Source organism: Enterobacter cloacae complex sp. HYC074_NIDB (assembly GCF_056673345.1).
On record NZ_CP114214.1, the window covers coordinates 1,537,817 to 1,551,991 of the forward strand.

Annotated in this window: 11 protein-coding genes; 9 read left to right on the forward strand and 2 right to left on the reverse strand. The window is 57.6% G+C overall.

From position 1 onward, the window contains the following. Positions 1–80: 80 nt before the first annotated feature. The 8 genes from O1724_RS07570 (at position 81) to O1724_RS07605 (ending at position 8,929) form a co-directional block, all read left to right on the forward strand. Complete coding sequence (locus O1724_RS07570; protein ID WP_023324361.1) at positions 81–1,175, forward strand: HlyD family secretion protein; 1,095 nt, start codon at positions 81–83, stop codon at positions 1,173–1,175. After that, positions 1,172–2,743: a DHA2 family efflux MFS transporter permease subunit gene (locus O1724_RS07575; protein WP_015571056.1), complete on the forward strand. Its 1,572-nt coding sequence runs from the start codon at positions 1,172–1,174 to the stop codon at positions 2,741–2,743. Before O1724_RS07570 ends, O1724_RS07575 begins: the two co-directional genes overlap by 4 nt. After that, on the forward strand, positions 2,743–4,266 hold the full coding sequence (locus tag O1724_RS07580; RefSeq protein WP_023324362.1) for an efflux transporter outer membrane subunit: 1,524 nt from the start codon (positions 2,743–2,745) through the stop codon (positions 4,264–4,266). Before O1724_RS07575 ends, O1724_RS07580 begins: the two co-directional genes overlap by 1 nt. A gap of 164 nt (positions 4,267–4,430) precedes the next feature. Next, positions 4,431–4,799, forward strand: a complete 369-nt coding sequence (locus O1724_RS07585) for an NlpC/P60 family protein (RefSeq protein ID WP_126296942.1) — start codon at positions 4,431–4,433, stop codon at positions 4,797–4,799. After that, a complete protein-coding gene (locus tag O1724_RS07590) occupies positions 4,799–5,296 on the forward strand; it encodes a YqhG/Tai3 family protein (protein ID WP_022650661.1) in 498 nt (165 codons plus the stop codon). The genes O1724_RS07585 and O1724_RS07590 overlap by 1 nt, the downstream gene beginning before the upstream one ends. Positions 5,297–5,446: 150 nt before the next feature. Continuing rightward, entirely contained in the window at positions 5,447–6,823 is a 1,377-nt protein-coding gene (locus O1724_RS07595; protein ID WP_045894927.1) for a glycoside hydrolase family 1 protein, read from the forward strand. Positions 6,824–6,874: 51 nt separating this feature from the next. Then, positions 6,875–8,197 carry a PTS sugar transporter subunit IIC gene (locus O1724_RS07600; RefSeq protein WP_126296941.1) on the forward strand — a complete coding sequence of 441 codons (1,323 nt, stop codon included), beginning with the start codon at positions 6,875–6,877 and terminating at the stop codon, positions 8,195–8,197. Between the two features lie 15 nt (positions 8,198–8,212). Continuing rightward, positions 8,213–8,929, forward strand: coding sequence for a GntR family transcriptional regulator (locus O1724_RS07605; protein WP_032657805.1), 717 nt, complete (start codon positions 8,213–8,215; stop codon positions 8,927–8,929). 41 nt (positions 8,930–8,970) lie between these two features. On the opposite strand, the gene ldtB is transcribed toward O1724_RS07605, so the two are convergent. Then, positions 8,971–9,891, reverse strand: a complete 921-nt coding sequence (ldtB, locus tag O1724_RS07610) for a L,D-transpeptidase (protein WP_003858435.1) — start codon at positions 9,889–9,891, stop codon at positions 8,971–8,973. Between the two features lie 222 nt (positions 9,892–10,113). Between ldtB and O1724_RS07615 the strand changes: the two genes are divergently transcribed. Beyond that, complete coding sequence (locus O1724_RS07615; RefSeq protein WP_003858434.1) at positions 10,114–11,709, forward strand: ABC-F family ATPase; 1,596 nt, start codon at positions 10,114–10,116, stop codon at positions 11,707–11,709. A gap of 91 nt (positions 11,710–11,800) precedes the next feature. Here O1724_RS07615 and O1724_RS07620 read toward each other — a convergent pair whose 3' ends face one another. Then, positions 11,801–14,164, reverse strand: coding sequence for a glycoside hydrolase family 31 protein (locus tag O1724_RS07620; protein WP_126296940.1), 2,364 nt, complete (start codon positions 14,162–14,164; stop codon positions 11,801–11,803). Positions 14,165–14,175: the final 11 nt, after the last annotated feature.

The window sequence follows — 14,175 nt, forward strand, 5'->3', positions numbered from 1 at the left end:
CTGGCAAATGTATAGCAACGTCCTAGCTTTAGTGAACGGCATAGTGTGATGCCGCTCACTGACAGGACCGTTGCTGAACTATGGCAGAAGATCAAAACCCACCTGCTGACGAGCAGGATCAAAACAATAACGAGCGCAAGCGCCCGGGGAAAAAACCGTTAATCATCCTTGGTATCGTGGTCATCGTGATGGTGATTGTGGCGCTGGTCTGGTGGTTTTTAACTCGTAACGAAGAGACCACCGACGACGCCTTTACCGATGGCGACGTAGTGACCATTGCCCCAAAAACGGCAGGCTACGTCACAGAACTTCGCGTACGGGATAACCAGCGCGTGAAAAAAGGGGATGTGCTGGTGGTGATCGATCCGCGTGATACCACCGCCCAGCGCGATCAGGCTCAGGCCCAGCTTGGGCTGGCGCTGGCGCAGCTGCATCAGGCGCAGGCGCAGCTGGCGCTCTCGAAGGTGCAATATCCCGCCCAGCGTGATGAAGCCAAAGCCCAGGTACTTAAAGCCCAGGCGGATATGGCCAACGCGCAGGCGGAGTACCGCCGTCAGCGCGGCGTTGACCCGCGCGCGACCACGCAACAAAGTATCGATGCCGCGAACGCTCAGCTGCGCAGCGCGCAGGCGGGGCTGGCCAGCGCCCAGGCGCAGCTGGAGGTGGCGGAGCAGGTCCAGCTGCAAATCCGCCAGCAGGAGACCAACGTCGAAGCCCGCGAACGGCAGGTCGATCAGGCCAGAGCGCAGCTGGAAACCGCCAACCTGAACCTCTCTTATACCGAAGTCCGCGCCCCGTTCGACGGTTTCGTCACTAAACGCAACGTCCAGCCCGGTACGCTGGTGCAGGCCGGCACGGCGCTGTTCTCGCTGGTTTCCCCGAACGTGTGGGTGGTGGCGAATTTCAAGGAGTCGCAGCTTGAGCGCATGAAGCCGGGCGACAAAGTGACCGTGTCCGTCGATGCCTGGCCGGATATGGAGCTGGAAGGCCATATCGACAGCATCCAGCAGGGCAGCGGCTCGCGCTTCTCCGCCTTCCCGTCGGAAAACGCCACCGGTAACTTTGTGAAGATCGTTCAGCGCGTACCGGTGAAAATCGTGATTGATAAAGGGCTGGATCCGAACAAGCCGCTGCCGCTGGGGCTGTCGGTTGAACCGAAGGTCACCGTGGAATGACGGATCACAGCCACGATAACTGGAAGCCCGCCAGTAACCCGTGGGCGGTGGCGATTGTGGTCACCCTGGCGGTGTTTATGGAAATTCTGGACACCACCATCGTCAACGTGGCGCTGCCCCACGTCGCGGGGTCGCTCTCGGCCAGCTATGACGAATCCACCTGGGTGCTCACCAGCTACCTGGTGGCGAACGGCATCGTGCTGCCGATTTCGGCCTTTCTCAGCCGCCTGTTTGGCCGCAAACAGTTCTTCCTGATCTGCATTGTGATGTTCACCATCTGCTCGTTCCTGTGCGGTATCGCCACCGAGCTATGGCAAATCATCCTGTTCCGCGTGATGCAGGGGTTCTTTGGCGGCGGGTTGCAGCCTACCCAGCAGTCGGTGCTACTCGACTACTTTAAGCCGGAGGACAGGGGCAAAGCCTTTGGCCTTTCATCCATTGCCATTATCGTCGCGCCGGTGCTCGGCCCCACGCTGGGGGGCTGGATCACCGATAACTACTCCTGGCGCTGGGTGTTCTTTATCAATATCCCGGTAGGGATTGTGACGGTGCTGGCCATCTATCAGCTGCTGGAAGATCCGCCGTGGGAGAAAAAGTCGGAAGAGAAGCTCACCGTCGACTGGACGGGGATCGGCCTGATCGCCCTCGGTCTTGGCTGTTTGCAGGTGATGCTCGACCGGGGCGAAGATGATGACTGGTTTTATTCGAACTTTATCCGCACCTTCGCAGTACTGACGCTGGTCGGTATTATCGGCGCGATCTACTGGCTGATGTATGCCAGAAAGCCGGTGGTGGATCTGCACTGTATGAAGGACCGCAACTTTGCGATCTCCAGCCTGCTGATGGCGGGGATGGCGATGATCCTGTACGGCAGTTCGGTGGTTATTCCGCAGCTGGCGCAGCAGGATTTGGGCTATACCGCCACCTGGTCCGGGCTGGTGCTCTCGCCCGGCGCGGTGCTGATTGTGCTGACCATCCCGCTGGTGCTGAAGCTGATGCCGGTGGTGCAGACGCGCTGGATCATCGCCTTCGGCTTTACCTGCCTGGCGGTGTCGTTCTTCTGGTCCCGCACGCTGACGCCGGATATCGATTTCGAAACGCTGGTGCTGTTCCGCAGCGCTCAGTCGATTGGACTGGGGTTCCTGTTTGTGCCCCTCACCACCATTGCTTTTATCTCGATCCCGAGGCGGCTTAACGCCGACGCGGCGGCGCTGTTTACCATGTTCCGCAACGTGGCCGGCTCGATTGGGATTTCGCTCTCGACGGCGGCGATCACCGAGCGCTCGCAGGCGCACAGCGCGCATCTGGCTTACCACGCTTCGCCGTTTAACGAGCAATTCCAGCTGGCGATTCGCGAAAGCGCCCAGGCGATCCAGAACTTCACCACTCAGGTGGGCGATCCGACCGGCATTGCCACCGGACGGATGTACCAGACGATGATCGAGCAGTCGCGCTTTCTGGCCTACATTGACGTCTTCACCATTCTGAGCGCGGTGGCCTTATTACTGATTCCGTTTTGTTTGTTGCTCTCGCCGGTTAAGAGCGAGGGGAGTGCAGGAGCACACTGATGATACACAGACGTTTACACCCCCTGATGATAATGATGCTGCTGGTGGGTTGCGCCGTCGGGCCGGACTACCAACAGCCTGCACCGCTCGCCACCACGCACTGGAACGATAAGGGCGACAGCGCGGTGAAATCGCAAACTTCCTCCGCCGCCACTAACCCGCGCTGGTGGAAAACCTTCGGCTCGCCGCAGCTCGACAGCCTGATTGAACGCGCCATCGCCGGAAATCTGACGCTACAGCAAACCGTATTACGCATTGCCGGGGCGCGCGAACAGATTAACCAGGCCGGCGGGGCGTTTTTCCCGTCGGTGAATGGCAATGTGCAGGCGACGCGCCAGCAGCTTGGGCTGGAAGGGGAGCTAAAATCCCACGGTGTGTACGACCAGTTGAATAATGTCGATCCTGAACTGCGGGGCGCGTTAGGCCCGCTGACGCAGCCGATTAACCTCTATCAGGGCAGCTTCGACGCCCAGTGGGAAATCGACCTGTGGGGCAAGGTGCGCCGTCAGGTAGAAGCGGCCGAGGCGCAGCAGCGGGCAGCGATCGAGCAGCGTAACGATGCGCTGGTCTCGCTGGAAGCCGAAGTGGCGCGGGCGTGGCTACAGCTGCGTGGGGCGCAGAGCATCATTGCCACGCTTAATACGCAAATTGAAAGCGCACAGCAGACGCTGGAGCTGACCGAAAGCCGCCAGCGGGGCGGGCTGTCGCCGCAGATGGACGTGGAGAACGCCCGGGCGCAGCTGGGCAATCTTGAAGCCCAGCTGCCGCAGTATCAGGCGCAGGAACGCCAGGCGATGAACGGGCTGGCGATCCTCCTTGGTAAGCCGCCGGGCGCGCTGGATGCCGAACTGCAATCCGTGCAGCCGATGCCTGCCCTGCCGGATATTGTGCAGACCGGTATTCCGTCCACCCTCGCACGCCGTCGCCCGGACGTGCGCGAAGCGGAGGCGAATCTCCATGCCGCCACGGCGCAGATTGGCGTCTCGGTGGCAGAGCTGTTCCCGAGCTTTACCCTCTCCGGGCAGTTTGGCTTGCGCAACAGCGAATCCAACTGGCTAACCGACTGGAGCAGCCACTTCTACAGCTTTGGCCCGCAGGTTTCCATACCGATTTTCCAGGGCGGACGGCTGGTCTCCAGCGTTAAGGTGGCGCGCGCGCAGCAGGGGGCGGCGGTGCTGGACTATCGTCAGACGGTGCTGACGGCGCTCGGCGACGTTGAAAACGCGCTGGTGAGCTATCGCACCGACCAGCAGCGTGAAGCGGGCCTGGCGAAAACCATCGACGCGCTGCAAAACGCCTTTGATCTCGCCAGCGACAGCTACCGGCAGGGGATCGCCAGCTTTATTGACGTGCTGGACGCCCAGCGTCAGCTCGCTCAGGCCGAACAGCAGCGGGCGCAGGCGCAGGTGCAGAGCGCGCTTGATCTGGTGGCGCTCTACAAAGCCCTCGGCGGCGGCTGGGAGCCGTATCAGCAGGTGCGGCTGCCAGACTACAGCGTCTTTGGCGACGCCCCGCGCGGATAATCTTTTAACAGCGATGACTCTGGCCGGATCCGCGCAGCGAATCCGGCCTTTTTATTGGGCGCGAAATTAATATTTTGGCCGGACAAATTTAAGCATTATTTAACCAACATCAGGTTAATGACTGGCACAATAATTCCGTTCTTACTTACTTAAGGGAACTAAGAATGAGTTGGAATAAAGATGTTGCTGTTTCACACCTCCGGTCACACGCTCTTGGTCGTTCGCATAACGAATGTGCGACTTTTACCAGAGAGGCTATAGCGGCAGGCGGCATTCGTCTGGAGAGAACGCTAAACGCAAAAGATTATGGGCCATCATTATTGCGGGCGGGATTTCGTGAAGTCCCGCCGGGTTCAACATTATTGAGCGGTGATGTCGCAGTGATCCAACCTTATCCGGGAGGAAACTCCAGTGGGCATATGACAATGTATGATGGGACACAATGGATCTCCGATTTCCGACAGCGCAGCATGTACCCTGGTCCAGGGTATCGCGCAGCTCAACCGACTTTCAAAATATACAGGATGAATTGATGCGAGCCGCAATAGTGTTAGGCGTATGCTTGCTCTCAGCTTGCTCAGTTAAGCCGGAACAGAGCGCGCCGACGCGAGTACATTCTTTTTACGCCACGTATCTGATGTCACTTACAAGTAGCGACAATGAATATTCGCCGTCTGATCTGCGCGTATATGTCTCTGCTGACACGATTAAGAGACTGGATGATATAGAGTCGATACCTGAACAAGACCTGCTTGGATCTGATTACTTCGCTTATGCGCAGGACTATGATCCCGCCTGGGTGTCGGCGTTAAATGTCGGGCCAGCCAAATCGTTTATGGGAGGTGAGGTTATGCCAGTCTGGATCGGGAGAGAAAACGGCGGAAAAGTAGAGTTGCAGGTATTCGTTCGTCGTGAGGCTGGCGCATGGAAGATATACAGGGTTCGTGATGTCACCGACAACTATGAGCATCCCATATTCAATGCCGGAGCAATTGCCCAGGCAAAAGTTGCAGCCGAAAGCGGGCTTTAAACGTTAAACAGGAACTTAGCCTCGGCAACTGCCGGGGCTTTTTATTTCCATCAACCTCACAAAAAACGATCCACACCTTTGATCGACATTTCATCTTCGCCTATATGACTAGTCATGAAATTTAAATGACTAGGCATAAAGGGAGCAACCATGAACAAATCACTGCCAGCCAACTTTTTATGGGGCAACTCGGTATCCAGCATGCAGACGGAAGGGGCCTGGAATGAGGGCGGGAAGGGGATGTCGGTGTATGACATTCGGGAAGCCGGTGAAAACATCTCTGACTGGAAAGTGGCGACCGACTCCTACCACCGCTACCGGGAAGATTTCGACCTGATGCAGGATCTGGGCATGAACTGCTACCGCTTCCAGATCTCCTGGAGCCGCATCTGCCCGCAGGGTGACGGCGAGTTCAACGACGAGGGCATCGCCTTTTACGACCGCTTTATTGACGATTTGCTCGCCCGCGGTATCGAGCCGATGGTCTGTCTCTACCACTTCGATATGCCGCTGGCGCTGGCGCAGGAGTACAACGGCTTCAACGATCGCCGCGTGGTGGACGCCTTTATCCGCTACGGCAAAAAGATGATCGACTGCTTCGCTGACCGGGTGAAGTACTGGCTGACCTTCAACGAGCAGAACATTTTCCATATGCCGGAAGCTTTTCGCATTTCCGGTTACATGAAAGGTGAGCAAACCCTGCGTGAGCTGTATGAGCTTCAGCACCATGCGATGGTGGCGCACATGACTCTGACCGAATACCTGCACCAGACTAAGCCGGGCAAGCTGATGGGCGGCATGCTGGCGCACCAGCTGATTTATCCGGCCACCTGCAAACCGCGCGATATCTTCTGCGCCCAGCAGTACGACGAATTCCTCAACCAGAACCTGCTGCGCGTCTTCGCGGGCCAGGGCTACAGCCCGGCGGTAATGGCGGTGGTGGAGCAGGAGGGCTTCGGCGATATCTACCGCGCAGACGATCTCGCGCTGTTTGCGCGCACGAAGAACGACTTTATGGCCTTCAGCTACTACGCCAGCAAAACGCTGGACAGCGATGCCATCCCGGAAGGCACGCCGGTTAACTATTACCTGCTGCACGGCGAGAAAAACAATCCGTACCTGAAGGCCACCGAGTGGAACTGGCAGATCGATCCGCTGGGCTTTCGCACCATCATCACCCGCTACGCCAACGACTGGCGGATGCCGGTATTCCCGATTGAGAACGGTATTGGGGTGATTGAGTCCTGGGATGGCGTGAATCCGGTTGAGGACACCTACCGCATCGACTACCACCGGGCGCACATCGAGGCGATGAAAGCGGCAATATTCGAGGATGGGGCAGAGGTGATGGGCTATCTCGGCTGGGGGTTGATTGACATTCTCAGCTCGCAGGGTGACATGCGCAAGCGCTACGGCGTGGTCTACGTCAACCGTGAAAATCACGACCTGAAAGACCTGAAGCGCGTGCCGAAGAAGAGCTACGCGTGGTTAAAACAGGTTATCCATACTAACGGACGCGAGATGTAAGCCGTACGCTGCCGGGCCGTTTTTGTTACTGATTAATGGGAACACTCCGCTATGTCTGAAACAAAAATAACACCGCACATGCAGTCTTTTGTCGATAAATTTGTAGAGTTCTCGGCGCGCCTGGCAAACCAGGTGCATCTTCGCTCCCTGCGCGATGCCTTCGCCACGGTAATGCCGATTTTCATCCTTGCCGGTCTGGCGGTGCTGGTGAATAACGTGGTGTTCCCGTGGATTTTTGCGGGCGACACGCTTACGCAGTTTAAGGTGTGGGGCGAGGCGATTATCAACGGCACGCTGAACATCGCTGCGCTGCTGCTGGCCCCGATGATCGCCTGGTCGCTGGCGCGCAACAAAGATTTCGACAATCCGGTCTCGGCAGTGGTTATCGCCGTCAGCAGTTTCATTATCATGATGCCGATGCGCTTACAGATTACCCCCGTCGGCAGCGACGCCACGGTGAACGTCACCCAGGTTCTGACGTTCACCAATATTGGCTCCACCGGGATTTTCGCCGGGGTGCTGATTGGGCTGCTCTCAACCGAGCTGTTTATCGCCATTTCACGGCTGAAGGCGCTGCACATTTCGCTCGGGGAGAACGTACCGCCAGCGGTGAGCAAATCCTTTACCGCGCTGATCCCGACGATCCTCACGCTCTCCCTGTTTGCGGTGCTGGCGGCCATACTGGCGAACGTGCTGCACACGGATCTGATCCATCTCATTACGACATTTATTCAGCAGCCGCTGCGGTTGATCAACACCAGTCTGCCCGGGACGATTTTCATCTACAGCTTCGGTAACTTCCTGTTCACGCTCGGTATTCATCAGTCGGTGGTCAACAGCGTGGTGCTGGAGCCGTTCCTGCTGATCAATACCAATGAAAATATGCTGGCCTTCGCCAACGGCCAGCCGATCCCGCACATCATCAACAACATCTTTGTGCCGACCTTTGGCATGGTGGGCGGGACGGGCAGCACAATCTCATTGCTGATCGCTATCTTCATCTTCTCAAGACAGAAATCAGCGAAGCAGGTGGCGCGTCTCTCGCTGGCGCCGGGTCTGTTTAACATCAACGAGCCGGTGATTTTCGGCCTGCCGATAGTCTTTAACCTGCCGCTGATGATCCCGTTTGTGCTGCTGCCTGCTATCGGGATTTACTTTGCGTGGCTCTGTACCACGCTGGGGTTCATGTCGCGCTGCGTGGTGATGATCCCGTGGACGACCCCGCCGATCCTTAGCGCCTGGCTGGCGACGGCGGGGGACTGGCGGGCGGTGGTGGTGCAGTTGGCAATCATCGTATTTGGTGTATTCTTCTACCTGCCTTTCCTAAAGGTGGCCGAGCGAGTGGCCTTGAAAAACAGCGGGATAGAAAACTAACTGAAAGGAAGGACGATGGCGGCGAAGTACATCACCATAGCGCGGGAAATTAAAAAACGCATCATCAGCCAGCAGTACGCCGCCAATGAACCGCTGCCGGACCAGTTCGCGCTGGCGGCGGAGTTCAGCACCAGCCGGATGACCATTCAGCAGGCGATGCGCCAGCTGATCGTTGAAGGGCTGGTCTATACCCGACAGGGGCAGGGCACGTTCATCCGCAAAAATTTCCTCCAGCTTTCCCAGTGGGATCTCTCCGGCAGCGACTACTTCGGGGCGACCAAAACCTGGGAACATTTAGGCACGGTGAGCAGTCAGGTTGTGCACTTCGAACTGCGCTTCCCGAACGAGAAAGAGCAGGCATCGCTGATGATAAATCCGGATACGCCGATCTATGACTTTATCCGTCTGCGTTTACTGAACGGTGAGCCGATGTCTCTGGACGCCACGGTAATGCCGCTCAATCTGGTCCCCGGTCTGAACAAAACCCATCTTGAAAGTTCGGTATTCCGGTATGTGCAGGAGACGCTGGGGCTGAAGATCATGGGATCGTATCGTGTGGTGCGGGCGCTGAAGCCCAGTGCGCTGGATATGCAGCACCTTGTCTGCGAGCCAACCGACCCGGTGCTGGAGGTAGAGCAGGTGATCTATCTGGAAGATGGTACGCCGCTGGAGTACGCCCATTGTCACTATCGCTATGACCATGGCGGCATCGTTATCGTGAATAACGGATAAAAAAAAACGGACTTCAAGGTCCGCTTTTTTAATTATCACGATTAGTTTAAACGCACCGGCATACCGGAACGGTTCTGAATCGCCTGGTCAACGATGGTCGTGTCAACATCCGCCTGAGAGGTGACGGACTGCACCGCGCTGGTCAGCTTAATCGGTACGATTTCGTTGTTGTTGATCTGATCTTCGCTGGTGGACAGCGGGTTATGCACTTCAATGTAACGGCTGCCGTCCGGCTCTGACGTCGCTTTCACCGGTTCGTTAATGAACTGCACGCGCGTACCAACCGGCACGTTATCGAACAGGAATTTGATGTCTTCATTACGCAGACGCACGCAGCCGTGGCTTACGCGCAGGCCGATACCGAAGTTGGCGTTTGTACCGTGGATGGCATACAGACGACCAATGTACAGCGCGTACAGACCCATCGGGTTATCCGGGCCGGCAGGCACAACGGCTGGCAGCGGTTCACCGGCAGCAATGTACTCAGCGTGCATTTTGGCGGTCGGCGTCCAGGTTGGGCCCGCTTTCTTACGCTCCACTTTGGTGGTCCAGTTCAGCGGGGTGTCTTTACCCAGCTGACCGATACCGATAGGCAGAACGATCACGGTGTTGGTGCCTTTCGGGTAGTAATACAGACGCATTTCGGCGCTGTTAATCACGATACCTTCGTGCACGGTATCCGGCAGGATCAGCTGCTGTGGAATGTTGAGTACGGTACCCGCTTTCGGCAGATACGGGTCAACGCCCGGGTTCGCTTCCAGCATGTTAGACAGGCCGAGCTGATACTGCGCCGCGAAGTATTCCAGCGGCTGAGTGTTACCTTCCGGCACCGTCACCACCTGGTTTTCACCCACCAGACGGCTTCCGTCTGTCGGCAGGGGATACGTCACCGCAGACGCGGTCTTACAAAAACCTACTACGGCTAACGCCGCCGCAAAAAGCGTTGTTAATTTCATGTTCATGTTATGCGAGGTATCTAAGCCATTCTGGCGATGAGTTGATAAGTCTGAATCAGTAATGGGAGCGCATTATATGTGCATTCCCGTTAACTGGGAATTCAGATGTGTACGAAATCACATTTTTTTCGATTTTGTTAAAGTTTAGTGGATTACCGCAACACGGGATCTCAATTCGGAATTGTGGCATAATGCCGCGTTTATCACACTTTTCGCAGGAATCTCTCCGTGTTAGTTACCAGCAACGTCACTATGCAGTTTGGCAGTAAGCCGCTGTTCGAAAATATTTCCGTCAAATTTGGCGGCGGCAACCGTTACGGCCTGATTGGTGCCAACGGTAGCGGAAAATCCACCTTTATGAAGATCCTCGGCGGTGACCTGGAGCCAACGCTCGGTAACGTGTCGCTCGACCCTAACGAGCGCATCGGTAAGCTGCGTCAGGATCAGTTCGCCTTCGAAGAGTTCACCGTGCTCGACACCGTGATCATGGGGCACGCGGAGCTGTGGGAAGTGAAGCAGGAGCGCGATCGTATCTACGGTCTCGCTGAGATGAGCGAAGAAGACGGTTACAAAGTGGCCGACCTGGAAACGCAATACGGTGAAATGGACGGCTACTCTGCGGAAGCGCGTGCGGGCGAGCTGCTGCTGGGCGTCGGCATTCCGGTTGAACAGCATTACGGCCCGATGAGCGAAGTCGCGCCAGGCTGGAAGCTGCGTGTGCTGCTGGCGCAGGCGCTGTTCTCTAACCCGGACATCCTGCTGCTCGACGAACCAACGAACAACCTGGACATCGACACCATCCGCTGGCTGGAGCAGACGCTGAACGATCGCGACAGCACCATGATCATCATTTCGCACGACCGTCATTTCCTGAACATGGTGTGTACCCACATGGCGGATCTGGACTACGGCGAGCTGCGCGTTTATCCGGGCAACTACGATGAGTACATGACGGCGGCAACCCAGGCACGTGAACGTCTGCTGGCCGACAACGCCAAGAAGAAAGCGCAGATTGCGGACCTGCAATCCTTCGTCAGCCGCTTCAGCGCCAACGCCTCTAAGTCGCGTCAGGCGACCTCGCGTGCGCGTCAGATCGACAAAATCAAGCTGGAAGAGGTTAAAGCCTCCAGCCGTCAGAACCCGTTCATCCGCTTCGAGCAGGACAAGAAGCTGTTCCGTAACGCGCTGGAAGTGGAAGCCCTCACCAAAGGCTTCGATGAAGGCCCGCTGTTCAAAAACTTCAACCTGCTGCTGGAAGTGGGCGAGAAGATTGCCATCCTCGGCGCCAACGGCGTGGGTAAATCCACTATGCTGAAAACCCTGGTGGGTGAACTGCAACCGGACAACGGAACCGTGAAATGGTCTGAAAACGCGCAGATTGGTTACTACGCGCAGGACCATGAATATGAATTCGAAAACGATCTGACTGTCTTCGACTGGATGAGCCAGTGGAAGCAGGAAGGCGACGATGAGCAGGCGGTACGCAGCATTCTGGGGCGTCTGCTGTTCAGCCAGGACGACATCAAAAAGCCCGCCAAAGTGCTCTCCGGTGGTGAAAAGGGCCGTATGTTGTTCGGCAAGCTGATGATGGAAAAACCGAATATTCTGGTGATGGACGAACCGACTAACCACCTGGATATGGAATCGATCGAATCCCTGAACATGGCGCTGGAGATGTATCAGGGCACCCTGATCTTCGTCTCTCACGACCGTGAGTTCGTCAGCTCGCTGGCGACCCGCGTGATCGAAATTACGCCAGAGCGCGTGGTGGACTTCACCGGTAACTACGAAGATTACCTGCGCAGTAAAGGTATCGAGAGTTAAAAAATAGCCGGGTGGCGGCTTCGCCTTACCCGGCCTACATTTTATCCCCTCTCCCTGTGGGAGAGGGTTAGGGTGAGGGCTACAGGCCGCACTACACCACCCACTCGCCCCCTTCAACTCCATTCACCCGCAGCGTACGTTTTTCCCCCGCCGGTAATGATACCTTCAGCGCCTTCCATGCCGGACGATAGTCGCCGCGAGCGTTCACCTTCAGGTTGATGGTTGCGCCATCGCACACCATTTCCCATTCCACCCACAGCGCATTGCCGTTCAGGTAGCCCCAGCTTTCACCGTCGTCTTCAAACAGCAGCCCCGAGGTTGTGCCGACGCCTTTCACCGGGAACAGCTTCAGCTCACGGGTATCGTCTTTATCGGCGCTCACGTGACGGATGCGCTCGCTGAGCGGCAGACCGGCCCCGGCGCGCACCAGCAGCGGCAGTTTTTCCAGCGGCGCATCAAGGACGATCGCTTGCCCGCCCGCATACCACGCGTGAGTGTAAAAATCGTACCAGCCGGTTTCGTTATCCGGCAGCCAGACGCGGCGCTCGCGCTGCCCGGCTTCGACGACGCTGGCGACCAGCAGGTCGCGGCCCAGCAGGAAGTCGTCGCACTCTTCAAAGGTCTGCGCATCGTGCTCGTGGTCGAGGAAGGTCGGGCGCAGCATCGGTTCGTCGTCGGCGTGCGCCTGCCAGAGCAGGGTGTAAAGATACGGCAGCAGGCGGTAGCGCAGCTCAATCGCGCCGCGGATGGCAGGCGTGACGCCCGGATACATCCACGGCTCGTTCACCGTGTGGTCATCGTTCCACGAGTGAATGGTAAAGCGCGGGTGCATCACGCCGTTCTGCACCCAGCGCACGAACAGCTCGGCGTCCGGCTTGTCGCCGGAGAAACCGCCGACGTCGTGCCCGACGTTGAACAGCCCGGACAGGCTCATGCCCAGCCCCATGCGGATGTTATAGCGCAGGGTGTCCCAGTTGGTGCGGTTGTCGCCGCTCCAGGTCTGGACGTAGCGCTGCATCCCGGCGCAGCCGGAGCGGGAGATCAGATACGGACGCTTTTCCGGCGCAAAGCGCTGCTGCGCTTCCAGCGAGGCGCGCATCATCAGCAGCGGCATCACCGGGCGAATATGCTTGATGGCTATCTCCTTGCCGAAGCCATAGCAGCGCGCTTCCCCGTCCCACACTTCATACTCGTTGTTGTCGTTCCAGGTGGAGTCGATGCCCATCTCCAGCAGCTGCGTGGTCACGCCGTTCTGCCACCACTGCACCGTCTGCGGGTTGGTAAAGTCGAGGTGTGAGCCTTCATCATCCCAGAAGCTGGAACGTTCAGGCGCATCGGTTTCTGAATCACGAATGAACAGGCCGCGTTCCGCCACTTCGCCGTAGCGGGGATGATCCTGCAACAGACACGGCTTGATGTTGGCCGCAAGCCGCAGCCCCGCGTCGTGGAACGCCTGGCTCATCACCTTCGGCTGCGGCACTTTGTCGTAGTTCCAGTTAAAGACGTAGCGCTTGCCGTTAATCGAGGTATAGCCGGAGGAGAGCTGGAACGAGTCGCACGGAATGGCATGCTCTTCGCACAGGCGAATAAAGTTCATCAGCTGATTCTGCGCGTCCGGCGCGTCGGTGTAGTGCATGGTTGAGCCGCTGTAGCCCAGGCTCCATTTCGGTCCGAACAGCGTTTTTCCGGTCAGGCGAACAAAGGCTTTAGTGACGTCCAGCACGCGCTTGCCGGTAAAGATGTAGTAATCGATATCGCCCGCTTCCGCCTGCCAGCGGCGGTAGGCGGTGTGATAGTTGTCGATCTCGTTACCCAGATCCAGCCAGCAGCTGCTCAGGTTATCGTAGAACAGACCGTAGCTCACGTCATCGCGACGGGTGAGGGTGAACGGGATGTGCTTGTACAGCGGATCGGTGCTGGCCGCGTTATAGCCCATCGCATCCAGGTTACGCATCTCGTAGCGTTTGCCGTTGCGCTGTAAATCGCCCGCTTTCTCACCCAGACCGTAAAAACGTTCATCATTACGGCGGCTGAGATAGTGCGCCACGCCGTCACCGTGGGCGTTCAGCAGGTAGGCGCTGGTCGGGCGGTCATTGACCAGCGGCTGCCACTCGCCCGCGTCATTGCGGTAGTGCCACTCCAGCCACAGCGGCTGGTGGACGGTGACGCGCAGCTGCTCGGTTGCCACGGTTAACGTATCGTCCTGCTGCGTCAGCGTCCAGGCGGGGCAGGAGAAGCCGCTGATATCGTCACGACGGCGACCTTCCCACGGCACGTCTTTTTCCGGTGCGATGCTCCAGGTGCGGTCCAGCGCCAGCTCGCCTTTACGCTTGATCAGCACGCGGAACAGGTTCTCTTCCAGCACATACAGGCACAGGCGGTGCTGGCTATCGACCAGCAGTTCCAGATGGTTTGCCGACTGCGTATCAAGGGTCCAGTTTTTCAGGGTTTTCATATGCAATACAT

Excerpts from the sequence above, each read along its gene's own strand:
- O1724_RS07590 (WP_022650661.1), top strand. The coding sequence starts at position 4,799 with ATGCGAGCCGCAATAGTGTTAGGCGTATGCTTGCTCTCAGCTTGCTCA.
- O1724_RS07620 (WP_126296940.1), bottom strand. The coding sequence starts at position 14,164 with ATGAAAACCCTGAAAAACTGGACCCTTGATACGCAGTCGGCAAACCAT.
- O1724_RS07575 (WP_015571056.1), top strand. The coding sequence starts at position 1,172 with ATGACGGATCACAGCCACGATAACTGGAAGCCCGCCAGTAACCCGTGG.
- O1724_RS07595 (WP_045894927.1), top strand. The coding sequence starts at position 5,447 with ATGAACAAATCACTGCCAGCCAACTTTTTATGGGGCAACTCGGTATCC.
- O1724_RS07600 (WP_126296941.1), top strand. The coding sequence starts at position 6,875 with ATGTCTGAAACAAAAATAACACCGCACATGCAGTCTTTTGTCGATAAA.
- ldtB (WP_003858435.1), bottom strand. The coding sequence starts at position 9,891 with ATGAACATGAAATTAACAACGCTTTTTGCGGCGGCGTTAGCCGTAGTA.
- O1724_RS07580 (WP_023324362.1), top strand. The coding sequence starts at position 2,743 with ATGATACACAGACGTTTACACCCCCTGATGATAATGATGCTGCTGGTG.
- O1724_RS07585 (WP_126296942.1), top strand. The coding sequence starts at position 4,431 with ATGAGTTGGAATAAAGATGTTGCTGTTTCACACCTCCGGTCACACGCT.
- O1724_RS07570 (WP_023324361.1), top strand. The coding sequence starts at position 81 with ATGGCAGAAGATCAAAACCCACCTGCTGACGAGCAGGATCAAAACAAT.
- O1724_RS07605 (WP_032657805.1), top strand. The coding sequence starts at position 8,213 with ATGGCGGCGAAGTACATCACCATAGCGCGGGAAATTAAAAAACGCATC.